At 52.3% G+C, this 23978-nt stretch carries 22 protein-coding genes; 2 read left to right on the top strand and 20 right to left on the bottom strand.

Going from position 1 to position 23978, the window contains the following annotated elements; genetic code table 11:
- Window positions 1–234: 234 nt before the first annotated feature.
- The 8 genes from flhe to tar all read right to left on the bottom strand — a co-directional run bounded on the left by flhe (window position 235) and on the right by tar (window position 8805).
- Window positions 235–627 (bottom strand): flagellar protein FlhE, encoded by a 393-nt coding sequence (gene flhe / locus IMQ48_RS12180; RefSeq protein WP_196209246.1) that lies wholly within the window; start codon window positions 625–627, stop codon window positions 235–237.
- Window positions 627–2705, bottom strand: coding sequence for a flagellar biosynthesis protein FlhA (gene flhA / locus IMQ48_RS12175; RefSeq protein ID WP_196209245.1), 2079 nt, complete (start codon window positions 2703–2705; stop codon window positions 627–629). The genes flhe and flhA overlap by 1 nt, the downstream gene beginning before the upstream one ends.
- Entirely contained in the window at window positions 2698–3849 is a 1152-nt protein-coding gene (gene flhB / locus IMQ48_RS12170) for a flagellar biosynthesis protein FlhB (RefSeq protein ID WP_196209244.1), read from the bottom strand. Before flhB ends, flhA begins: the two co-directional genes overlap by 8 nt.
- Before the next feature lie 158 nt (window positions 3850–4007).
- A complete protein-coding gene (gene cheZ / locus IMQ48_RS12165) occupies window positions 4008–4652 on the bottom strand; it encodes a protein phosphatase CheZ (RefSeq protein ID WP_040232409.1) in 645 nt (214 codons plus the stop codon).
- Between the two features lie 13 nt (window positions 4653–4665).
- Window positions 4666–5055, bottom strand: coding sequence for a chemotaxis response regulator CheY (gene cheY, locus IMQ48_RS12160; protein ID WP_045444172.1), 390 nt, complete (start codon window positions 5053–5055; stop codon window positions 4666–4668).
- A 16-nt stretch (window positions 5056–5071) separates the two neighbouring features.
- Window positions 5072–6121, bottom strand: coding sequence for a protein-glutamate methylesterase/protein glutamine deamidase (cheB, locus tag IMQ48_RS12155; RefSeq protein ID WP_196209243.1), 1050 nt, complete (start codon window positions 6119–6121; stop codon window positions 5072–5074).
- Window positions 6118–6990: a protein-glutamate O-methyltransferase CheR gene (gene cheR, locus IMQ48_RS12150; RefSeq protein WP_181595546.1), complete on the bottom strand. Its 873-nt coding sequence runs from the start codon at window positions 6988–6990 to the stop codon at window positions 6118–6120. Before cheR ends, cheB begins: the two co-directional genes overlap by 4 nt.
- Before the next feature lie 153 nt (window positions 6991–7143).
- Window positions 7144–8805 (bottom strand): methyl-accepting chemotaxis protein II, encoded by a 1662-nt coding sequence (gene tar / locus IMQ48_RS12145; protein WP_196209242.1) that lies wholly within the window; start codon window positions 8803–8805, stop codon window positions 7144–7146.
- A gap of 265 nt (window positions 8806–9070) precedes the next feature.
- Here tar and IMQ48_RS12140 point away from each other — a divergent pair, with 265 nt between their 5' ends.
- A complete protein-coding gene (locus IMQ48_RS12140) occupies window positions 9071–10330 on the top strand; it encodes a dicarboxylate/amino acid:cation symporter (protein WP_196209241.1) in 1260 nt (419 codons plus the stop codon).
- 96 nt (window positions 10331–10426) lie between these two features.
- Here the strand turns inward: IMQ48_RS12140 and cheW are convergent, their stop codons facing one another.
- From cheW to flhD, 6 genes are all read right to left on the bottom strand, one after another.
- Window positions 10427–10930 (bottom strand): chemotaxis protein CheW, encoded by a 504-nt coding sequence (gene cheW, locus IMQ48_RS12135; RefSeq protein ID WP_079939871.1) that lies wholly within the window; start codon window positions 10928–10930, stop codon window positions 10427–10429.
- A 21-nt stretch (window positions 10931–10951) separates the two neighbouring features.
- Window positions 10952–12976 (bottom strand): chemotaxis protein CheA, encoded by a 2025-nt coding sequence (gene cheA / locus IMQ48_RS12130; protein WP_196209240.1) that lies wholly within the window; start codon window positions 12974–12976, stop codon window positions 10952–10954.
- 4 nt (window positions 12977–12980) lie between these two features.
- Complete coding sequence (motB, locus tag IMQ48_RS12125; protein WP_196209239.1) at window positions 12981–13910, bottom strand: flagellar motor protein MotB; 930 nt, start codon at window positions 13908–13910, stop codon at window positions 12981–12983.
- Window positions 13907–14794 (bottom strand): flagellar motor stator protein MotA, encoded by an 888-nt coding sequence (gene motA / locus IMQ48_RS12120; protein WP_196209238.1) that lies wholly within the window; start codon window positions 14792–14794, stop codon window positions 13907–13909. Before motA ends, motB begins: the two co-directional genes overlap by 4 nt.
- 125 nt (window positions 14795–14919) lie before the next feature.
- Complete coding sequence (gene flhC / locus IMQ48_RS12115; RefSeq protein ID WP_161959006.1) at window positions 14920–15498, bottom strand: flagellar transcriptional regulator FlhC; 579 nt, start codon at window positions 15496–15498, stop codon at window positions 14920–14922.
- A gap of 2 nt (window positions 15499–15500) precedes the next feature.
- Window positions 15501–15842: a flagellar transcriptional regulator FlhD gene (gene flhD, locus IMQ48_RS12110; RefSeq protein ID WP_137399382.1), complete on the bottom strand. Its 342-nt coding sequence runs from the start codon at window positions 15840–15842 to the stop codon at window positions 15501–15503.
- Between the two features lie 525 nt (window positions 15843–16367).
- On the opposite strand from flhD, the gene uspC reads away from it, so the two are divergent.
- Window positions 16368–16796 (top strand): universal stress protein UspC, encoded by a 429-nt coding sequence (gene uspC / locus IMQ48_RS12105; RefSeq protein WP_196209237.1) that lies wholly within the window; start codon window positions 16368–16370, stop codon window positions 16794–16796.
- Between the two features lie 14 nt (window positions 16797–16810).
- Here uspC and otsA read toward each other — a convergent pair whose 3' ends face one another.
- The 6 genes from otsA to IMQ48_RS12075 form a co-directional block, all read right to left on the bottom strand.
- Window positions 16811–18232: an alpha,alpha-trehalose-phosphate synthase gene (gene otsA, locus IMQ48_RS12100; protein ID WP_196209236.1), complete on the bottom strand. Its 1422-nt coding sequence runs from the start codon at window positions 18230–18232 to the stop codon at window positions 16811–16813.
- Window positions 18207–19010 carry a trehalose-phosphatase gene (gene otsB, locus IMQ48_RS12095; RefSeq protein ID WP_196209235.1) on the bottom strand — a complete coding sequence of 268 codons (804 nt, stop codon included), beginning with the start codon at window positions 19008–19010 and terminating at the stop codon, window positions 18207–18209. The genes otsA and otsB overlap by 26 nt, the downstream gene beginning before the upstream one ends.
- 152 nt (window positions 19011–19162) lie before the next feature.
- Entirely contained in the window at window positions 19163–20149 is a 987-nt protein-coding gene (araH, locus tag IMQ48_RS12090; RefSeq protein ID WP_196209326.1) for an arabinose ABC transporter permease AraH, read from the bottom strand.
- Window positions 20150–20163: 14 nt separating this feature from the next.
- Window positions 20164–21678 (bottom strand): L-arabinose ABC transporter ATP-binding protein AraG, encoded by a 1515-nt coding sequence (araG, locus tag IMQ48_RS12085; protein ID WP_196209234.1) that lies wholly within the window; start codon window positions 21676–21678, stop codon window positions 20164–20166.
- Between the two features lie 114 nt (window positions 21679–21792).
- A complete protein-coding gene (locus tag IMQ48_RS12080; protein WP_096757470.1) occupies window positions 21793–22782 on the bottom strand; it encodes an arabinose ABC transporter substrate-binding protein in 990 nt (329 codons plus the stop codon).
- A gap of 317 nt (window positions 22783–23099) precedes the next feature.
- Window positions 23100–23657 carry a DJ-1/PfpI family protein gene (locus IMQ48_RS12075; RefSeq protein ID WP_196209233.1) on the bottom strand — a complete coding sequence of 186 codons (558 nt, stop codon included), beginning with the start codon at window positions 23655–23657 and terminating at the stop codon, window positions 23100–23102.
- Window positions 23658–23978: the final 321 nt, after the last annotated feature.

The following is a 23978-nucleotide window of genomic DNA, read 5'->3' as shown; positions in this document are numbered from 1 at the left end:
AACCCCCACCATCCTCGCGTTGACACAGGACGTCCTTACACGGCCACAGTAAAAGCTAACAGCACGGGAAACCTTTTTATTTCTGCCAGAGATAATCGCGAGATGGCAACAGCACAAAGAGTCCGGCAACATATGTCACCAATTTTATAAAACGGCGTTTCTTTTTAATCGAATGTACGGGTCAAAAATGCGAAGAGCCAGCAGTTTCATCTGCTGGCTGACAGGAAGAAGAGATTAGCGGTAGTTCACAATCACCTGGTTGCTTTGCACCTGTAAGGCAGGGATCAGGCGACCGCCGCCGGGCACTTCCCAGACAAAATGCATCGGCTCAACGGCAGGAACATTATTAAATCCGTGTGTGGTGCCACTTTGCCCATCCAGCTCAACACAGCGCGACTGCGAACATAAACGCACCCGCAACCCTACGGGCGTGGGCCCATTCAGCTCATAACGCCAGGCCACCAGCGTCATCAACCCCGAAACTGACGGATCGGGAACCAGAGGGGAAGACGAGGCGGACTGCCCGCGATGATTTAAGGTAATACCCATACCGCTGGCCTGCCAGGCCCCTTCTCCAGCGGCCTGCACCGCCAGAGGGAAAAAAAACAACCACAGAAACTTACGCATTATTTACCTCCAATAGTCGCGGTCATGCGGATATGGCGGTTATCTGAAAGCTCCATGTTCGACAACACCACCAGCTGCGGGATGCTGCGGCGTAAAAAGCGCGCCAGTAGGGGGCGCAGCGCATGGTTAACTAACAACACCGGCGGCGCGCCCAGCATTTCCTGACGCGATAATGCCTCCTGGGTCTGCGCCAACAGTCTGTCTGCCAGCCCCGGCTCCAGCCCCCCCCCCCCTTGCAGGGCTTGCAACAGCAAACGCTCAAGCGGCGTATCCAGACCAATAACCTGAACTTCATCATTCCCCGGGAACCATTGCTGGGTGATCGCCCTTCCCAACGCCACGCGCACCACGGCGGTGAGTTCATGCGGATCGTTTTGCAACGGCGCATGTTCGGCCAGTGTTTCTAGGATGGTACGCATATCGCGAATCGGCACTTTTTCATCCAACAAATTCTGCAGCACTTTATGCAGCGTGGTTAGCGTCACCACGCCCGGCACCAGATCCTCGGTCAGTTTCGGCATTTCCTGCGACACGCGGTCCAGCAGTTGTTGCGCTTCCTGACGTCCAAACAGTTCTGCGGCAAACTGGCCAATCAGGTGATTCAAATGCGTCGCTACAACAGTACTGGCCTCCACCACCGTGAAGCCCTGAATTTGCGCCTGTTCTTTCAGCGCGCTTTCAATCCAGATAGCGTCCAGACCAAAGGCCGGATCGACCGTTTTTTCACCCGGTAGCGATCCTGCAGCCGTGCCAGGGTTGATGGCCAGCCACCGTCCCGGATACGCATCCCCACTGCCAATTTCCACCCCTTTCATCAGGATGCGATAGCGCGCAGGTTGCAGATCCATATTGTCGCGGATGTGCACCACCGGCGGCAGGAAGCCCATATCCTGGGCAAATTTCTTACGAATACTGCGAATCCGCCCCAGCAATTCACCATCCTGCTGAAAATCCACCATCGGGATCAGGCGATACCCCACCTCCATACCCAGCGAATCCTCCAGCTGGACATCGTTCCAGGTTGCTTCCACCACCGCATTATTTTCCGGCATTTTGATCGACTGAGGCTCCGCAGGGGCTTTGGTCTCACGACCGCGCAACCACCAGGCCAGACCCAACAACGCCGCAGTAAACATCAGGAACACCAGGTTAGGCATACCCGGCACCAGCCCCAGCAAGCCGAGTACCGCCGCACTGAGCACCATCACGCTGGGGTTACTGAACAGCTGGGTGACCATCTGCTCACCGACATCCTGATCGGTACTGACGCGGGTCACGATAACGCCCGCCGCCGTAGAGATAACCAGCGCCGGGATTTGCGCGACCAGCCCGTCACCGATGGTTAGCAAGGTGTAGCTTTCAGCCGCACTGCCCATACTCATGCCGTGTTGTAATACCCCCACCAGCAGACCACCGACCACGTTAATCACCATGATCAGAATACCGGCGATGGCATCCCCACGGACGAATTTACTCGCCCCGTCCATTGAACCGTAAAAATCAGCTTCCTGAGTTACTTCAGAACGGCGTTTTTTGGCTTCATCCTCGCCAATCAATCCGGCGTTAAGATCGGCGTCAATCGCCATCTGTTTACCGGGCATGCCGTCCAGCACAAAGCGCGCACCGACTTCGGCAATACGACCGGCACCTTTGGTGATAACCATAAAGTTGATGATGACGAGAATAACGAAGACCACGATACCGATGGCAAAGTTACCGCCCACCAGGAAGTGACCAAACGCTTCAACCACCTTCCCTGCGGCCGCCGAACCGGTGTGTCCTTCCATCAAAATAATACGTGTAGAGGCAACGTTCAGCGCCAGGCGTAATAAGGTGGTGAACAGCAAAATGGTCGGGAAGGCGGCGAACTCCAGCGTACGCTGGGTGAACATCGCCACCAACAGCACCATGATCGACAGTGCAATGTTAAAGGTAAACAGCAAATCAAGGATGAAAGCGGGCAGCGGCAGCACCATCATCGACAAGATCAGCAGAATGAGGATCGGCCCGGCAAGAATTTGCCATTGCGTGGATTTCAGGTTGCTGGGCAGGCGCAGCATCGCGACCAGATTAGCCATCAGTATTCTTCTCGTTCATAAAATCCAGCGCTTCAGGCACCGGAAGGTTTGCAGGTTGTGGTGGCGGCTTGCCGCCAGCCAGACGCCAGCGTTTTAATTGCCATACCCATGCCAGCACTTCTGCGACAGCAGCATACAGCTGGCCGGGTATTTGCTGACCAATCTCAGCATGGCGATATAACGCACGCGCCAGCGGCGGTGCTTCTAAGGTTGGGACTCGATGCTCCGCGCCAATTTCGCGAATACGCAACGCAACCAGCCCCGCTCCTTTGGCGACAACGCGTGGCGCACTCATTTTGTTTTCGTCATATTGCAAGGCGACAGAATAGTGCGTGGGGTTGGTCACAATGACGTCCGCTTTCGGCACATCCGCCATCATGCGTCGCTGCGCTGCCGCACGCTGCATCTGGCGAATTTTGCCCTTAACGTGCGGATCACCTTCGCTTTGTTTAAATTCATCGCGAATATCCTGGCGCGACATACGCAGTTTTTTCACATGGCTATAAATCTGGAAAAAAACGTCAAACCCCACCATCGGGATCACCCCGAGCACCACCAACAGCGCACACAAACCGACTAAATCAAGGGCATTGCCCATTGCCGTAATCGGTGATTCAGCCATCAGACGCATCATCTCCGGCCACTTGTGCCAGAGGTAGAATCCGGCCACGCTGCCGACCAGCGTAGACTTCAGAATAGCTTTCAGCAGCTCGGCGCCGGTTTGCGCAGAAAACATGCGCTTAATGCCCGGCAGCGGATTCAACTTAGAGAATTTGGGCTGCAGCGATTTACCACTAAAGATCAAACCGCCCAGCATCACCGGGGAGATCAACGCCACCAGCATGACGCCAGTTATCAGCGGTAACAGCGCAATCATCGCGTCTTTAATAAGCAGAATGATCTGGCTGAGGATCAGATTAGGGTCATTGACCATGCTATGGTCAAAACGCAGCCCAGCCGACAGCATGCCCGCCAGTCTGCGGGCAAGCGACTCCCCTCCGATCCAGATAATGCACACACCCACCAGCAAAATAAGCAGTGAGGTCAGCTCTTTGGAACGGGGGATCTGCCCATCTTCCCGCGCCTTTTCAAGTCGGTGGGGTGTGGGGGCTTCTGTTTTGTCGTCGTCGCTTTCTTCTGCCACGCATCAGACCCAGGATAGAAACACAGGCGAGAATGATGCCAGAACAGCGACACAGCAATGGGGAGAGTAAGCGGTAAAAAAGACGGGATTTATGGCTTTAAGCAGAATTGCGCGTAAGCCGGATGAGAGGTCAACACCCCACATCCGGCAAATACTCATCAGAACCCGAGGCTATCCAGCAGGTCGTCAACCTGATCCTGACTTGCCACGACGCCGGCTTTTGAGGTATCAACCTGCGGGCCGTTCAGCAAACTTTCATTTTCGCGTTTTGGACGGGCGCCCTGCTCCGGGATATTCTCCAGTAGTACCATTAACAGCTGACGCTCAATCTCCTGAATAACGTCCATCATACGCTTGATAACCTGACCAGTAAGATCCTGGAAATCTTGCGCCATCATGATGTCCAGCAACTGGGCATTGGTAAAGCTGGTGTGTCCCGGGACATCGCCAAGGAACTGACGAGTGTCGGTCACCAGTTCTCGGGCATCGGACAGCTCAATCGGATTTTCGAACCATTCATCCCAGCGTTTGGTCAGATCTTTGGCCCCTTTCTCCATCGCGTCCTGGTGCGGCTGCGAGGCTTCTACGCTGTTCAGTGCACGCTCTGCCGCCTGCGCGGTCATCTGCACAACGTAATCCAGACGATCGCGCGCATCCGGTATCGCTTCCGCTGCTTCAGCAATAGCCTGATCCAGCCCCAGTTCACGCAGGCTGTCGCGCAGCATTCGGGTCAGACTACCGATGCGCGCGATGATATCCCCTGCTGAATGTTCATCAACAGGTTTAATTTGTGGTTGCATCATCATCATCACACCCTCACATGCCCAGTTTCTCAAAGATTTTATTGAGTTTCTCTTCCAGCGTCGCCGCCGTGAAAGGCTTCACCACATAACCACTGGCACCTGCTTGCGCGGCGGCGATAATGTTCTCTTTCTTCGCCTCCGCGGTCACCATCAGCACCGGCAAAGAGGACATACCTCCGTCGGCACGAATGGTTTTCAGCAATTCCAGTCCGTCCATGTTTGGCATGTTCCAGTCAGAAATGACAAAGCCAAATCCCCCTGCCTGCAGCTTATTCAGGGCATCCACACCGTCTTCGGCTTCTTCAACGTTATTGAATCCCAGTTCCTTTAACAGGTTGCGCACGATGCGACGCATGGTGGAAAAGTCATCCACAACCAGAAATCTCAGCTCTTTATCCGCCATAAAATACTGCTCCTCATTAAATACGTATTGCCTGTCCGGCACTGATTTTCGCCAGCATCTGCTGGCTTACCTGGCTAAGATCGACCACTTCGCTCACGCCACCCATATTGATGGCCTCGCGCGGCATGCCGAACACCACACAACTTGCTTCGTTTTGCGCAATGGTCCAGGCGCCTGCCTGGTGCATTGCTAACATTCCGGCAGCGCCATCGTTGCCCATCCCCGTGAGTATCACGCCCACGGCGTTGCGCCCCGCCTGTTTCGCCACCGAATGAAACAGCACATCTACAGAAGGCCGATGCCGGTTGACCGGCGGACCATCATGAATCTTGATCACATAGTTCGCCCCGCTGCGGGCCAACTCCATATGTTTGTCACCAGGGGCGATATACGCATGTCCCGGTAATACACGTTCGCCGTCTTCCGCCTCTTTCACGCTGATCTGACACAGTTTGTTCAGACGCTCGGCAAATGAGCGGGTAAACCCTGGCGGCATATGCTGGGTGATAATGACCGCCGGACTGGAAAGCGGCAGTGGTTGCAGCACATGACGTATTGCCTCCGTTCCTCCGGTCGACGCGCCAATGGCGATCAGTTTTTCAGAACTGAGCAACGGCACCGCTTTCAGCGTTTTCGGCGCGGCAACCGGTTTATGTGCCGTCAGACGCGCACGGGATGCCGTACGCACTTTCTCGGCAATCATCTCGCTGTAGGCCAACATCCCTTCGCGGATCCCCAGTTGCGGTTTGGTGACGAAGTCAATCGCCCCCAACTCCAGCGCCCGCAACGTGACTTCCGAGCCTTTTCCGGTCAGAGAAGAGACCATCACCACCGGCATCGGACGTAAACGCATCAGCTTCTCAAGAAAGTCGAGGCCATCCATACGCGGCATTTCCACATCCAGCGTCAGGACATCAGGATTGAATTTTTTGATTAAATCCCGCGCAACCAGCGGATCGGGTGCCGTTGCAACCATCTCCATATCGCTGTGGCTGTTAATAATTTCAGTCATGATTTGACGCATTAATGCGGAATCATCGACCGACAAAACCCTGATTTTACTCATGATTTATCCTTACCCGGCGCATGCGCATACACCGTTTGTCCGCGCAGGCTAAACTCGCGCACGAGGTTGCTAAAGTTTTCTGAGTGGCCGGCAAATAACAGTCCATCAGGCTTCAGGAGTGGAACAAAACGGTGCAAAATGTCCTGCTGTGTCGTTTTATCAAAATAGATCATGACGTTACGACAAAATATGGCGTCGAACGGGCCAGGTACGTTGTATTTTTTATCCAGTAAATTCACGCTGGAAAATTCAACATGGCTCGCCAGTTCCTGACGCACGCGCACCAGCCCTTCATGCGGCCCGGTACCGCGCATGAAATAACGCTGTAACTGCTGTGGCGACAGTGTTTTCAGTTCATCGAGGCGGTAAATGCCGTTTCTGGCTTTTTCCAGCACTTCGGTATCAATATCGCTGGCAAATACACGCCAGCGCCCAGGTGCCATACCTAACGTATCGGCCAGCGTGATCGCGATACTGTAGGGTTCTTCACCCGTAGAAGCCGCCGCGCTCCAGACACGGTATTCGCCGCTGCGTCGACGCGCGTGATCGGTCAGCACCGGAAAATGATGTCCTTCGCGGAAAAAAGCGGTCAGGTTGGTGGTCAGGGAGTTAATAAACGCCTGCCACTCAGCGCTGTTCTGGTTGGCTTCCAGCATGCTGAGATAGCGACCAAAGTCATCCAACTCCAGGGTACGTAAGCGACGCACCAGGCGGTTATACACCATGTCCCGCTTGTGGTCGGCCAGCACGATACCCGCACGCTGGTAGATTAATTGACATATCCGACGAAAATGCGCGTCAGACAGCGCGAGGCGCTGTGTCATCTGTAACAATAATGACGTTTGCCCGGAGGGCAGAGATGATGTCATAGCGCCTTCTCAATCACATTCAGGATACAACGGGCACAGCCAGCAGCTGCACCAATGCGTGTTGTGTTACGGTTTGCTCTTCATGCTTAAAAACACGATGCAGGCAGAAAGATGCTCTGCCTGTTCGATTTACTATCCGGTGTTAGCTCCCGGTTAAAATGTTTCCCAATTGCTATCGGGTTCAGTGCTTAGTTGGCGCGAGGGTGAAACGGGAACCGACGTTGCAGATGGCCGTGCATCGCGTGATTTAGCCGACGATGTACGTGACGCCAGGCGGAAAGCCGATACCGACTGGGTCAGACGACTGGCCTGTTCTTCGAGCGCGGCAGCGGCAGCAGCGGACTCCTGCACTAACGAGGCGTTCTGCTGCGTCACGCGGTCCATCTCGGACACAGCAAGCGCGACCTGGTCGATACCACGGCTTTGTTCATCAGACGCGGAGGCGATTTCGCCCATGATATCGGTGACACGGGTCACCGCATTGACGATGTCATTCATTGTTTCCCCGGCGCTCTCTACCAGTACCGAGCCGGTATCGACCCGTGAAACGGAGTCTTCAATTAATGCTTTGATCTCTTTTGCCGCCTGCGCACTGCGGCTTGCCAGGTTACGAACTTCTCCTGCCACCACAGCGAAACCACGGCCCTGTTCACCGGCGCGTGCGGCTTCAACTGCCGCGTTCAGCGCAAGAATATTGGTCTGGAAGGCAATCCCGTCGATCACGCTGATGATGTCAGCAATTTTCTTCGAGCTATCGGCGATTTCGTGCATGGTATTCACCACGCCATCAACTACCTTGCCGCCATGCTGTGCGGTATCGGAAGCGCTTTTCGCCAGTTGCGAAGCCTGCCGCGCGTTGTCCGCGTTTTGCTTCACCGTCGCCGTTAGCTGTTCCATGCTGGCAGCGGTTTCTTCCAGCGCAGACGCCTGCTGCTCAGTACGCGATGACAAGTCAGTGTTGCCGCTGGCAATTTCGCTGGTACCGGAATAAATCGCATCGGAACCTTCGCGCACCAGAGTGACCGTTTCAACCAGCGACCGCTGCATATGATCAACCGTACTGGCCAGTTCGCCGATTTCATTGCGACCGCTGACGGTTAATGACGTGGTTAAGTTACCGCTGGCAATTTCACGGATATGGGCAATAACGCGGGCGAGAGGGTTAAGCAAGGCATGACGGATGCCGTACCACACCACCATCAGGATCAGCACCAGCACCACGGCCAGAACGCCGAGCTGCCATTGGGCAAAATGGTAATCCCGCGCGCTTTCATCAAATGCCTGAAGGTAGAGTTTTTCACTGACGCTGGCGTATTTCCCAAGCGCCTCACCCAATGCGTTTTGCATTCCCTGGGTCGGCTGCGCGAAGTACGCATCCATGTTGCCGTTTTCCAGAAACTGCACCAGTTCCGCTAATGCCGCATGATACTGCTGATATTTCTCATCCACGGTGCCGCTGGCTTCTGCCATTTCAGGCAACGGCGTGAAGTTTTTGAATTTTTCATAATGCGTTTGAGCCTGCGCCAGCGTTCCTTTCGCATTCTTCAACAGATCGTTCTTCGCGCTGCTCTGCTGATTAGATGTATCCATCATCATGCGCGCAGAAGAGCGGCTCAGGTTAATGCGCGTTTGCAGCATTAAGTCCCATGTTGAGGTGAGTTCACTTTGCTGCTGACGTAAATCGTTCGAAATAACAAAACTTTGCTGATTCTGTTGCAATGAGGAAAACAACAGACCACCGGAAACAAGCTGTAGCAGTGCGAAAACCCCCAGCACCATCATCAGCATTGTGACAACGCGGATACGGTTAAACATAAGGCACCTTCCTGAAAACGAGTTATCAACGTTATCGGCACCCGCCCAAATAACTTTACGTTTGCGAAAAGGAAATCCTGCAGGAAAGAGAGGTGTGACAACGCGGACACGCTGGCGCCACAACAAAATGGATAAAAAATTAAAAAAAGTTGTATCCCTCCCCGCTTTAATTCAATTTATATGATGAATGTTTCGCTACCACTTAATAAGTATAAAAAATGAGTAGCTGGGAAATGAATGTTAAATCATTACTGAGGGATTTTTAGTGGCAAACGCAAACAAACTCACGTTGTTCATCGTGGTCTTTATGCTGGCAGGGATCTTGTCAGGCGCAGTGATCCACTCCTGGGCCTCTCCGGACGTAGTAACCGCCTGGGCTGGTAATATCACGCTACTCACCGACATTTTCTTGCGGCTGATTAAAATGGTCATTGCGCCGTTAGTCTTCAGTACGCTGACCGTTGGCATTATGCGGCTGGGAGAAACATCTACCATCGGTCGCGTCGGGGGTAAAGCCATGATTTGGTTTATCAGTTCCTCCGTGCTGTCTATTCTGGTCGGTCTTTTAGTGGTCTCCCTTGAACAACCCGGAAGCGGGCTGAACCTGGCCATTCCACTGGAAGCCACCGATACAGGCCTCGCCGTCAGCGGCATGAGTCTGAAAGGTTTTCTCACTCACACTATTCCGACCAGTATCGCCGAAGCCATGGCCAATAATGAGATCCTGCAGATCGTGGTGTTCTCAATGTTTTTCGGTATTGGTGGGGCCTCACTCGGTGAGAAATTTAACGCGCCGCTGGTCGCCGCACTGGATGTGGTCTCCCACATTATGTTGAAGGTGACCGGGTATGTGATGTACGTGGCTCCGCTGGCTATTTTTGCCGCCATCTCCTCCGTCATCGCCACCCAGGGGCTGGGGATCCTGCTCAACTATGCCTCGTTCATCGGCGGCTATTACCTTGCTATCGTGTTGACCTGCCTGGTGCTGTTAGCGGTCGGCTACGTGATGCTGAAAAAAGAGGTCTTCCGCCTGGTCAGCATGCTGAAAGATCCGGTGCTGGTAGCCTTCACCACCAGCAGCTCTGAAGCCGCGTATCCAAAAACGCTTGAGCAACTGACAAAATTTGGCTGCTCGCGCAACATCGTGTCGTTTGTGCTGCCCATCGGCTACTCATTTAACCTGGTCGGCTCAATGGTGTACTGCTCTTTTGCATCAATGTTTATTGCGCAGGCCTATAACATTCACCTTTCTTTCGCCGAAATCACTGTGCTAATGCTGACGTTGATGTTGGCTTCAAAAGGGATTGCCGGCGTGCCGCGTTCGGCACTGGTAGTTCTGGCGGCAACGATTCCCAGCTTTAATATCCCGGTTGCCGGTATTCTGTTGTTGATGGGTATCGACCACTTCCTTGATATGGGACGTTCGGCGATTAACGTGTTAGGCAACGGGATCGCCACCGCAATGTTGGCGCAGAATGAAGGGTTACTGGAAGAAGAACCTGAACTGGTGGAGCAGGAAGCCTGAAATGAGAATATGCCGGATGGCGCTACGCTTATCCGGCCTACAATGAGCAATCTTGCAGACCAGATAAGGCGCTTTCAGCGTCATCCGATATGACGGTCAGGCTACGTGACTTGCTGCAATATCCAGCAATGCCATCTCTTCGCTGTTCAGCAACTTCTCGATGTTGACCAAAATCAGCATCCGATCGCCCAGCGCGCCCAAACCGGTCAGGTATTCCGTTGACAACGTGACCGCGAATTCCGGCGCCGGGCGGATCTGATCGGTCGTCAACGACAGCACATCCGACACGCCATCCACCACGATACCCACCACGCGTTGCCCCAGATTTAGCACAATCACCACGGTGTTCTCGTTGTAATCAACGTCACTCTGGCTAAACTTCACACGCAGGTCAACAATGGGCACAATCACCCCGCGCAGGTTGGTCACCCCTTTAATAAAAGACGGCGTATTGGCGATACGCGTGACCTGATCGTAGCCACGGATTTCCTGCACTTTCAGAATATCGATACCGTACTCTTCATCCCCCAGCGTAAACACGAGGAATTCCTGACCTGACGGTTCGCCGGCCAGTTTAGTTACATTACTCATACCGGTCATATTATTCCCTTTCTCACTCAATCAGTCGGCGGTGATCGCCACACGTTGTTCGCGGTTTAACCCCTGCAATGCAGAGACATCGACAATCAGCGCGACGCTACCGTCGCCAAGGATCGTTGCGGCAGAAATGCCGGGTACTTTGCGGTAATTGCTTTCCAGATTTTTTACCACCACCTGGTGTTGACCAATAAGTTGATCAACCAGCAGCGCATAGCGGCGTCCCGCACTTTGTAAAATAACCACGATGCCCTGAGTCGCTTCAGTCTTCGCGCCTTCAACCTCAAAGACTTTCCACAACTCAACCAGTGGTAAATATTCACCACGCACTTCAAGCACACGTTCTCCCCCAGCCAGAGGGTGCAGATCTTCTTCGCGGGGTTGCAGCGACTCCATCACCGCGTTTAGCGGTAAAATGAAGACCTCATCCGCCACACGAACAGACATGCCGTCCAGAATCGCCAACGTCAGCGGCAGCAAAATCCGGATAGTTGTGCCCTGTCCCTGCTTCGATTGGATCTCAACATGCCCACCCATTTCCTGGATGTTTCGCTTCACCACGTCCATCCCAACACCGCGACCAGAGACATCCGTCACCTGCTCAGCGGTCGAGAATCCCGGCGCGAAAATCAGCATGCCGACTTCGTCATCGCTCATGTTGTCGTGGATCGGCATGCCCTGCGAGATGGCTTTGGCCAGGATGCGCTCACGGTTGAGGCCCGCACCGTCATCGGTGACTTCGATACAGATGTTCCCGCCCTGGTGTTCAGCAGAAAGCGTCAGGTTACCGACCGGATTTTTCCCGGATTCAAGGCGTTTTTCCGGCAATTCGATACCGTGGTCGAGGCTGTTACGCACCAGGTGGGTCAGCGGATCGATAATACGTTCAATCAAACTCTTATCGAGTTCGGTGGAGCTACCAATTTGCGTCAGCTCAACCTGTTTCCCCAACTTGCCCGCCAGGTCGCGCACCAATCGAGGGAAACGGCTGAAGACATACTCCATTGGCATCATACGAATCGACATCACAGATTCTTGCAAGTCACGGGCGTTACGTTGTAACTGACCCATGCTGGTGATGAGATCGCCATGGTTTACCGGATCCAATTCGTTCGAACGCTGGGCCAGCATCGACTGCGTGATCACCAGTTCGCCGACCAGGTTAATCAACTGATCGACCTTTTCAACTGCCACGCGGATGCTGGTAGATTCGCTGGCGCGCGCGGGTTTTTCTCGTTCGACGCGACCGTGTGGCGGCTCGCTGGCGGCGGTTTTAACCTCCGGGACAACAGCAACCGGCTGTGGTTCATCTATCACGGTCACCGCCTCAACGGGGGCAGCCACGATGGAAGTAAACTCAATCTGGTCGGCTTCGATGACAAAGCAAAGTACCGCGATGATGTCATCTTCCGCGAGGTCACCATCAATCGTTGCCGACAGCGTGTCGCTGCTTTTGACCACATCCGATAGGGTCGCCAGATTTCCCAGCTCTTCTTCCAGTAAATCCACTTCTCCGGCTTTCAGACGCGAGAGGACAATCCGCTTTTTAACCTCTTCAACGGCGGCAGTTTCATGCTCAATCGTCTCTTCCTGCATCGCTGAACCGTCGACAACACTCAATTTTGCGGTGTTGACGACGGCGGGTGAAGTTTCGCCTTTTGCTTCGAGCGCTAACTGACGTAGCGCATGACAAATGTACTCAAAGCTGGCGGCATCCGGCTCTTCTGAGCTTTTATAGGCGTCGAGCTGTTCTTGCATAATATCTTTTGTTTCCAAAAACAGGTTGATAATGTCGGCATTGAGCTGCATCTCACCACGCCGCGCTTCATCCAGCAGGTTCTCCATTAAATGGGTCGTTTCCTGCAAAATAGTAAAGCCGAAGGTGCCCGCCCCGCCTTTAATCGAGTGCGCCGCACGAAAAATGGCATTCAGTTGTTCGGAATCCGGAGATTCAGGAACCAAATCAAGCAGGTGCTGCTCCATGTCAGCCAACAGTTCGTCAGCTTCATCAAAAAAGGTCTGATAAAAATCGCTAATATCCATGCTCACGCTATCACCTCGGATTGGCTGGTGGCGATGTGGGAACGCTTACCGGCGGAACGACCGCAGGCGGTTGTAAGACACTTACCGGCTCATTCTGGCTTTCAGCGTTTTCATGCAAAATGGCCTCTTCCGCCTGCTTATTCAGCACCAGCAGACTTATACGGCGGTTGATGGCGTCCTCAGGACCGCGATCGCTCAGACGCATCGTGGCGGCCATGCCTACCACTCGTAATATTTTTCCCGTATCCAGACCGCCGCTGACCAGTTCGCGGCGCGAGGCATTGGCGCGATCGGCTGACAGTTCCCAGTTGCTGTAGCCTTTCTCACCGTTGGCGTAAGGATAATCATCCGTATGACCGGACAAGCTAACGCGGTTAGGGATGCCGTTTAAAACCGGCGCAATCGCCCGCAGGATATCGCGCATGTAAGGTTCAACCTCGGCGCTGCCGGTCTTAAACATTGGGCGGTTCTGACTGTCAATAATCTGAATACGCAGCCCTTCCTGCACCAAATCGATTTTCAAATGCGGACGCAGTGCGCGCAGCTTAGGATCGGACTCAATAAGCTGATCCAGGTCGCCGCGTAATTTGCTCAGGCGGCTTTGTTCCATGCGTTTTCTCAGCTCTTCAATATTCGGCTGTCGGTTAACTTCTCCCTGCTGCTGGGTGTAGTCATCCCCCCCACCTGGGATCGGGCTTTGGCTGTTTGAAATACGATTTCCACCGGTTACCGCGGTGGCCAGAGGCGTACGGAAATATTCAGCAATTTGAATCAGTTCTTTCGGGCTGGAAATGGAAATGAGCCACATCACCAGAAAGAAAGCCATCATCGCGGTCATAAAATCGGCGTAGGCAATTTTCCATGAACCATGCGCCCCACCACCGTGACCTTTATGTTTTCGTCGCTTTACGACGATAATGGGATGGGCCTGATTTTTCATACTTCCTCGGTCGTTTGCTGCGCAGTTGGGTTTCTCACCGCACGAACATGTTCTTCCAGTTCGATAAACGACGGACGTTCGCTGGAATACAGCGTCTTACGACCAAATTCGACGGCAATCGGCGGAGCGTAGCCGTTCAGGTTGGAAAGCAGAGTGATCTTCACGCATTGCATCATTTTGGTGGTTTCGGCACTTTTCTGACGTAACACGCTGGCGAGCGGAGAAATAAAACCGTAGGCCAGTAAAATCCCGAGGAACGTCCCCACCATTGCATGTGCAATAAGAGCCCCCAGTTCAGCCGCTGGACGATCGGCCGAGGCCAGCGCGTGTACCACGCCCATCACCGCCGCTACGATACCGAAAGCCGGTAATGAATCTCCCACCATCGCCAGACTGTTGGCCGGGACTTCCGACTCACTTTCATGCGTTTCAATTTCTTCGTCCATCAACGCTTCAATTTCAAACGTATTCATATTGCCGCTGATAATCAGACGCAGATAGTCGACGATAAAATCAAGCATCACGGCATCCGCGATAATGCGCGGATAGCTGGCAAAGATTTCACTTTCTTTAGGGTTTTCGATATCACGTTCGAGCGAGAACATACCCTGCTGGCGTGACTTGGCCATCAGGCGATACAACAACGCCAGCAGATCCATATACATGGCTTTGGTGTATTTCGAGCGACGAAAAAGTAGCGGGATCGCTTTCATCGTCCCTTTAATGGCTTTACCGTTATTACCGACTATGAATGCCCCGATACCTGCGCCACCGATGATCACCAGCTCAGCCGGTTGATAGAGTGCCCCAAGGTGTCCGCCGGTCATCATGTAGCCGCCGAAAACTGTACCAATAACAACCAGGTAACCTATTAAGATCAGCACGATATCATCCTTTCGCAATTGACTATGACAGGATGCGCAGTCGGGTAGTTAACTCAATGGTCAGGACAAAAAAAAGCAGCGGTAATGACTTACCGCTGCTGGAGTGTCTATCCACACCGTATCAGTTAAACAGCCTGTTCGATCTGTTCATCCAGCAGTTGTGGAATAATATCGGCAGCATTCTGGGAAAGTTTACGTCTTTTTACGGCGCGCGATGGCGGCTGGCACAAACTGCAGGCAAAGCTGCCCACGGGTTGGTGCGCGTGAGTAATAAAATTACCGCCACAGCAGTTACAGGTAGAAAGTTCTAACAACCCACTATCGACAAAACGGACAAGCGTCCACGCGCGGGTTAACGCCAGCAGCGGCCCTTCAGCCGGTTGCGGGCATTGTTCAAGATACAAACGATACGCTTTAATGACGGCATCTACGCCGCTGCACAGGCCCGTTTTGAGAAGAAATTGCCATGCATTGCAGAACATAGAAGCATGGATGTTTTGCTCCCATGTCATAAACCAATCGGTTGAAAAAGGAAGCATACCTTTCGGCGGAGGGCTACCGCGTAATTCTTTATACAGCTTAATAAGACGGCCACGACTTAATTGCGTTTCGCTTTCCAGCATTTGCAAACGAGCGCCCAGTGTGATCAATTCCATGGCTAACTGGATATCACGCGCTTCCTGAACGATGCTTTTTTCGCTCATAATCAGGCCCTTTTCTTACGCGCCGCGTCATTGATGTCACTTAACAGACGCGTTGAAAGCATGATACCTGTATGAATTTGCTGAAGATCGTCGACGCGGGAATCTTGCGTGAGTCGGGTAACTGTTTGATGATCGTCAAATCGGAAATGGCAGACCAGTTGGTTTGTCTCAGCCAGTTTGACCATCTGAGGAAGGGTTAATGTTCCCAACGTGTCCGCCATCTCTTCGCTGATCCCAAGGCGAAACATCGCGGAAGCCTTGTCCTGAACGATTAGACGTTGTGCAAGCAATAAATATGACAAATTTATGTCATAAATGTGTTTCAGCAACTCGGATGTATGCATTATTTGCATCCATAATAACCAACATTATTTTTATGCGGTAAAACCGCACCCCGTGATGTCGCCGGGAAGGCCCGGTAAAAAAAAAGCAAAAGGTCAAATACATAGCAGCGTTACGGCATTTACGCGTTGTGTAAACATCCCTTTTTAAGAAGGCCGCGTTCCTTACAAGCTCACATCAATTCTTACAAATGCCTAAGATTTTTCCTAATTCGACGCAACTCTACCCGCCGTCAGTTACACATACAACGGAGCCATGCTGCGAATTTAAAGAATATGTGATGTAGATCACATAAACCAGCCTTTTGTTTATTTTTTATTAACACATTGTTTTCATTAGCCGAGAGTTTCACTTAAATACGCTGAACAGATTTTCAGCTTATGTGATGTGAATATTCTATTTATAAGAATAATTAATGAATAATCATGATGACATTCACACAATTGCCGCACAAAACGTTGCAGTATGAAGAAACACGGAGTAACGCTAAAAGTTCTCTCATAATTCTTGTATTTAAGGAGCGAGTTATGAGCTACACACACATTCTTGTCGCTGTTGCCGCCACCCCCGAAAGCCACCAGCTGTTAGCAAAAGCCGTTTCTATCGCTCGTCCTGTCAACGCCCGAGTGAGCCTGATAACCCTGGTCTCAGACCCCGAACTGTACAACCAGTTCGCGGCTCCCATGCTGGAAGATCTACGTGATGTGATGCAAGAAGAGACGCAGAATTTTATCGACAAGCTCACCCATGAGGCGCAGTACCCCATTGAGCACACCTTTATTACCTATGGGGCACTCAACGAACATATTCTGGATATCTGTCGTAAACACGCCATCGATCTCGTCATTTATGGCAACCATAACCACAGCTTCTTTTCGCGAGCATCCTGCTCAGCGAAAAGCGTGATCAGCGCCAGTCAGGTCGATGTGTTATTGGTTCCGCTAGCAGGGGATTAATGGCCGGATCACCGTCAGGCCAATTTTGGGAAGTCAGCCACAGTGTCGTGCGGCTGGCTTTCAGCATGACGTGGCGTGACCTTTTTTAAATCGAGAATAAAGCGCGCCTGCCAGTTGTCGATATCGTTTTTAACGATAATATCCAGCATCTCGGCGTGACGGGTTATACGTTCGGCAAGCGGCATGGTTAACGCGCGGTTTAATGCGCCCGCGACATCATCCCGGTCATAGGGATTAACAATCAGCGCAGAGGTCAGTTCATGCGCGGCCCCGGCAAATTGCGATAATACCAGCACGCCCGGATTGGCGGGATCTTGCGCGGCCACGAACTCCTTGGCGACCAGATTCATCCCATCTCGCAATGGCGTCACCAACCCGACATCCGAGTAGCGGAATATCTTCATCAGCAATTTGCGATCAAAATACTGATTCAGATAATAGAGCGGCGTCCAGCCCAGTTGCCCGTATTTGCCGTTGATGCGCCCTGCCTCTGTCTCCAGTTGGTGGCGAATATCCTGATAGGCCTGCACCTCTTCGCGCGATGTCGGGGCGATTTGGGTATAGCGAATTTTACCGTGGTGCTGAGGGTAACGTTCCAGCAACGCCTCGTAGGCCTGAAAACGCTCCGGCAAGCCTTTGGAGTAATCCAGGCGTTCCACCGAAAATATATTCTTCACATTTTTTAGCTCGGCCTTGAGCTGCGCCATTTTCGGCGGCAGTGGCCCCGCTGCCTGGCGGGCAATTTCATCAGGGGCAATGCCGATAGGATAGACCTGAGTACGGAACGCCTTGTTCCAGGCCTGGTGATGATTGTCGCCGCGCGTGGTAAGCCGCGTTTGCACATTCAGCGCATCGAGAAATGCCTGACGATCGTTTTCAGTCTGGAACCCCAGTAAGTCAAAATCACACAGTTGCTCAAGCAGCACATCATGCGGAGGCAGCGCATTGAATATCTCCGGCGTCGGGAAAGGGATATGCAGGAAAAAACCGATGCGATTATTGACACCTCGTTTACGCAGTTCGCTGGCAAACGGTAATAAATGGTAATCATGAACCCAGATGATGTCGTCATCATTAAGTAAGGGCAGCAACTTATCGACCAATAACGTATTGACCCGCTGATAGCCTTCCCATGCCGGGCGCTGAAACTGCACCAGATCCAGGCGATAGTGGAAAGCGGGCCATAAAACGGCATTCGAAAACTGGCAGTAATACTCTTCGTAATCCTGCTCGCTCAGATTAAAGGATGCCCAGGTGATATTGCCGCGGGTGACTTTTTTTAACGGTTTGTCTTCATTACCCGTCTCACCGCTCCAGCCAAACCACAGCCCCCCCGCCGTTTTCAATGCCCCCAGCACGCCGACCGCCAGGCCGCCGGCACTGCCTTTGTCATCGGGTGAGGCAATTCGATTAGAGACTACGACTAAACGACTCATGGTCATCTCTCCTGTCATTCGTTGCTTTTTGTTCTTGCTGTGGACAGTTGATCTGTTCCAGCCAGCGCCAGACGTCCGTTACGCCAGCCAGACGCCACATCGCCTGGGTCGCGCCGCTCCCCACCTTCACGGAAACACCGTCGGCACGGTTTATCACACCAAAGCCCGACTCATCCGTTAAATCATCACCAACAAAAACGGGGATGCGCCCGGCAAAAGGAGCTTCCTGCATAAATGCAGCAATCGCTTCCCCTTTGTTCGTACCCTTTGGTTTTATCTCAACCACACATTTCCCGGGCTGCAGGGCGAGCAGTGGCCATCTGCGCGTGATGCGTTCAGCCAGCGCCAGCAGCGCCGCTTCATGCTGCGGAGCCTGTCGATAATGCAGGGCAAACGCCATGCCTTTTGTTTCCAGTGTCGTACCAGGTAAACCCACCAGCGCGGCATGCAATAACGCACTGATGTCACGTTCGACGTTCTGGGGAAGACGCACAATGTGGGTGTGACCATTGATGTCGCGGCGCTCGGCTCCATGGACTCCGGCAAGCGGAAAACGAAATGGGTGCGTGAGCGTATCAAGCTCAGCCATTGAACGCCCTGAAATCAATGCCAGTGCTCCCGCGTTACGCGTGGCCAGGCGATGTAATAATTGCAGGATCGTCTGTGGGACGATGACCTGATCGGGATGCGGCTTGATCTCAGCCAATGTTCCGTCGAGATCAAAAAAATAAGCACAGTTTGCGGGTAGCTCAGGGGGTACGGTTCGCGATGCTGTCACCCGGTGCTCCTCCTTTTCTTTATGCTGGTTGAGGTATGACGGATATAAGTATAGACAGTGTGACGAGGCTCGCCATTTGCAAAAACAATCGCCAGCCGGTATAGCGGCTGGCGATGGGGAGAAGCTAGACTAAAAAGTTGGGCGTTAAATCATCAAACGGTACGCTTCGCTTTTTGCTTGTAACGGTCAAAGATCACCGCCGCCAGCAGGATTAAACCACGTACTACATACTGGGCGAACGGAGAAATGTTCAGCAAGTTCATCGCATTTTCAACTGTCCCAAGGATCAGTACCCCCGCCACCACATATGAGATTTTTCCGATGCCACCTTTCAGCGAAACGCCCCCCAGCACGCACGCTGAAATGACAATCAGCTCATAACCGATAGAGGTCATTGGCTGACCACTGGTCATACGCGACGCCAGGATAATCCCCGCAACGGCCGATACCAGACCGGAAAGGATAAAGATGATGATTTTGGTGCGGACAACCGGAACGCCTGCCAGACGCGCCGCCTCTTCATTACCGCCAATGGCCAGTGTGTTACGCCCAAAGGTGGTTTTATTCAGCAGTAAGCCAAAAATAATGAAGCAACCAACGGTTAACCAGATAGGCGCAGGTAGCCCCAGCCAGTTAGCATAGCCGAGGGCGAAGAAGCGCTCGTCTTCGATACCAACTGCTTTACCGTCAGAAATAATGTAGGCCAGACCGCGCACAATCTGCATTGTTGCCAGCGTGGTGATCAGCGCGTTTATTTTTAAACGCGCAATCACAAAGCCGTTCACCAGACCGCAAAGCACGCCCAGCAGCAGCCCGGCAGCTACGCCGATCCACAGACTTTCGGTCATATTAATGACCACCGCGGTGGTAACCCCGGCACAGGCAATCACAGACGCGACAGAGAGGTCAAAATCGCCGGAGGCCAGGCAAAACAGCATCCCACACGCGACCATACCCGACATGGAAACCGCCAGCCCGAGCCCCTTCATATTAATAAAGGAGGCAAAGTTTGGTACAAAGAGGGCACATACCAGGAAAAGCACAGCAAAAACCACCAGCATCCCGTACTGATCCCAAATTCTGCCAAGATTTAGCGCTGATTTGGCTGCGCCAGAACCCGATGTAGAAACGGAAGACATCATACTCTCCTTACTCAGGCTACAGCCTGGCTGACTTTAGGCATAGCAAGGCTCAACGCCTGACGCTCATCCGCCTGTTCGTGAAGCAACACGCCGGCAATTTCACCTTCTCTCATCACCACAATACGGTCGGCGACACCGAGAACTTCCGGCAGGTCACTGGAGGCAAACAGCACGGCAACACCGCGCGCCGCCAGGGCATAAATAACGTTATAAATTTCATGCTTCGCGCCCACATCAATACCGCGCGTCGGTTCATCAAGCAAAATCACTTTCATATCTTCCGATAACCAGCGGCCAAGAATCGCTTTCTGCTGATTTCCCCCGGAGAGGTTCATGATCAGTTGCTCAGCTCCCGGCGTTTTAATGTTAAGGGAGCGGATATGGTGGTCAGCGTTGGTCTCTTCCCAGCCGTTGTTTATCAGGCATCCGCCCAGAACATGTTTACGCCGGGCACTAATATTGATGTTGTTACGAACCGAATGGACCGGAATAATCCCTTCAGCTTTGCGGTCTTCCGGGCACAGCATCATGCCAGCCTCAATCGCGTGGCTGGGTTTACGGATATCAATCGGCTTTTCATCAATAAATACCTGGCCTTCGGTGATCCGCGTCCCGCCAAATAATCCTTTCATCAGTTCACTACGACCAGCTCCAACCAGACCAAACAACCCCACGATTTCACCGCTACGCACTGATAAACTGATTGGCGTGCGCACGCCCGGCGCTTTAACCTCGTGCAAGCGCAGACGTTCTGCACCATACGGTCTGGATTGCCAGCCGTAAATATCGCCAAGGTCACGCCCCACCATGGCCTGAACCAGCGCCTCGTGATCGACCTGCTGCATGTCCGTAAACGTTTTAACGTACTGCCCATCTTTAAACACGGTAATGGCATCGCTGAGGGCGAAGATCTCTTCCATACGGTGCGAAACATACAGAATGATGCGTCCCTCATTGCGCAGTTCGCGAATCACGCGGAACAGATTGTCAATCTCTCTTGCAGAAAGTGAGCTGGTAGGTTCGTCAAACGCGATGATCTTGGCGTTACGCGCCAGCGCTTTGGCAATCTCCACCATTTGCCACTGACCAATGGAGAGATATTTCAACGGGGTGGCTGGATCGATATCCATCCCCAGATGTTTTAACTGCAAACCAGCTTCGTAGTTCAACAGTGAGCGGTTCACAATCCCGCCCTTGTGGGGAAGTTGGCCTAAATAAATATTCTCGGCGACGGTCATTTCCGGCACCAAATGCAGTTCCTGGTAAATAATGGCGACACCGGCGTTCAGCGCAGTGGTGGTATCAGCAAACGAAACCTCCTCGCCGCGGATCACCAAAGAACCCGTCGTTGGCGCATAGTTACCGCTGAGAATTTTTAATAATGTTGATTTCCCGGCGCCATTTTCACCCATCAGTGCATGCACCTGACCGGCATAGCAGTCGAAGCTAATATCCGTAAGCGCCTTAACGCCTGGGAAGGTTTTGCCAATGCCGCGAAATGAGAGATACGGGGTAGACTGTTGCATAACGTCTCCGTGAATCTAATCTGTTGCCGGATAGCGGCGTTGCCGTATCCGGCCTACTGAGGGCGTAATATGTTGGCCGGATAAGATAGGTTTAAGTCTTATCCGGCATTGACATTACTTGCCGCCTAAACCTTTTTTCGCCAGCTCTTCTTTGAAGTTGTCGCGAGTAATCAACACCACGTCTGTCACTTCAGTAAATGCCGGTGGCTCAGCGCCTTTGGTCACCCAGTTGTAGAGCATTTCACTGGATTTATAGCCGTGTACATCCGGGCTTGGCAGCAGTGAGCCGTAGAAGCCGGTCGCCTCACCTTTTGACAGTTCGCTAATCGCATCAACACCGTTAATACCGATACCAATCACGTTTGGCGCTTTAAAGCCCTGCCCTTCGGTCGCACGCACGCCACCCAGCACAGTGTTGTCGTTCATGCCGACGATCAGCCAGTGTTTAACTTCAGGATGCTGAACCAGCATGGAGTTCGCGGCGTCGAATGCGCCGGGGATATCATTAGATTTGGTCGGGACCTGATAGATCTGTTTTTCCGGGAAGCCCGCAGCTTTGAGCGCGTCCATTGAACCAGACGTACGACGACGCGCGGTATCCAGTTCGTTCGCGGTAATGGCCATCACAGCGGAGGATTTCACATCCCAGCCGCGTTTTTGCATTTCTTTGTACAATTCCTGGCCCTGGCGCTCACCAATTTTGGTTGCCGCCATCATCACCAGCGGCACGGTGTCCATCGGTTTACCTTTGGCGTTGGCAAACTGGTCATCGACAGCGATCACTTTCATGTCGTAGCCACGCGCCTTCGCCATAATCGCAGGCCCCAGTTTGGGATCCGGCGTACAAATAACAAACCCTTTTGCCCCACTTGCCGCCAGGCTATCGATGGCATTCAAGGTTTTCTCACCGTCCGGGACGGCAATTTTAATCACTTCAAAACCCAGATCTTTACCGGCTTTATCAGCAAATTTCCATTCCGTCTGGAACCAGGGCTCTTCCGGTTGCTTGACCAGGAAACCGAGCTTCATGGATTCAGCGATAGCGGATTGTGACATAACGGCGGCCAGACCGATGGCCGCCAGCGCTTTAGTGAATTTGTGCATGGTTAACTCCAGCTTTAACGTTCTTTTATATAGGGTAAAATCAGACGATTTTTTGTAATTCGGACGTAAAACAAGGCATTACCTTTTATTGATAAGATCAATGCCAGTGCTGAGAGTAGTTGTAGCGGGAAATTGATTCTCCATAAGAGAGCGGCATCACACCACAGAATTACAGTAATTGCGTGCATAAATTCAGTGGGAAATGACATAAAAAAACGTGTTTTTTTCGATGGAGAAAATGGTATGTAGCAGATTAATCCATAACATCAGCCAGTGAATCCTTGTTCCCGAATGCATAGCATTCGGGAACGCAATGATTACCAGGGATAATAAATATGCTCGGCATGATCGCGAACAGGGGCATCATCTTCCAGCAGATGGGCAGAAACGGTAAAAGCGAAATCAAAAATATGGCCTAAGCCCTTGCCGCTGATCAGATTGCCATCCACGACTACCGGTGCATCAATATATTCGCCGCCGGTGACGTTTTGCCATAAATCCCCCGAGCACACGTATCGACGCCCCTTCAGCAGGCCGTTGCCTCCCAGTACCCGCGCGGCCGCCGAGCATACCGGACAAATCAGTTTTCCGGCGGCATCATGACGAGTAATAAACTGGACAACCGCATCGCTGGCGGCAAGATTCACGCTGCCCTGCGGCCCGCCTGGCAACACGACGGCGTCATACATCCTCTCCTGGCTGGCTGCCAGGGTACTGTCAGTCACCATTGGAATATCATGATAGCTCACTACCGCACGAGACTCAGCGCAGGCCAGCGTCTCAACCTCAATATGCAGACGGCGCAGAATATCGATGATGACAATGGCTTCAGCCTCTTCAAAACCAGGTGCCAGCAGCACCGCGACCTTCTTCATAACTCATTCCTCGATTTATCCACATAAATCAAACAATCAATGCCGAATTATTAATGTCGTTTGGTTAATGCAGTTCATTAAAATTGATCAGGCGCAAAAAATAGCGTCAGATATTACAGATCTGCACAGAGGATACCTTATCGGAAAATTTAATTTTGTGATATGAAACATCATTTCATTATCATTATTTTACTTTAACTTTTTCAAAATCATGATGTTACATTCACTACCGTTATACCTAAAAACGTTAATTTCGAAAATATACCTATGACAATATGTAAAAAAACATAAATACGCGTATTTAAGGATTTTCTTATGAAC

This window comes from Citrobacter sp. Res13-Sevr-PEB04-36 (genome assembly GCF_015672735.1).
Taxonomy (GTDB): Bacteria; Pseudomonadota; Gammaproteobacteria; order Enterobacterales; family Enterobacteriaceae; genus Citrobacter.
Note: the sequence above shows the minus strand (reverse complement) of the source record. Positions and strands in the feature narration are given on the sequence as shown.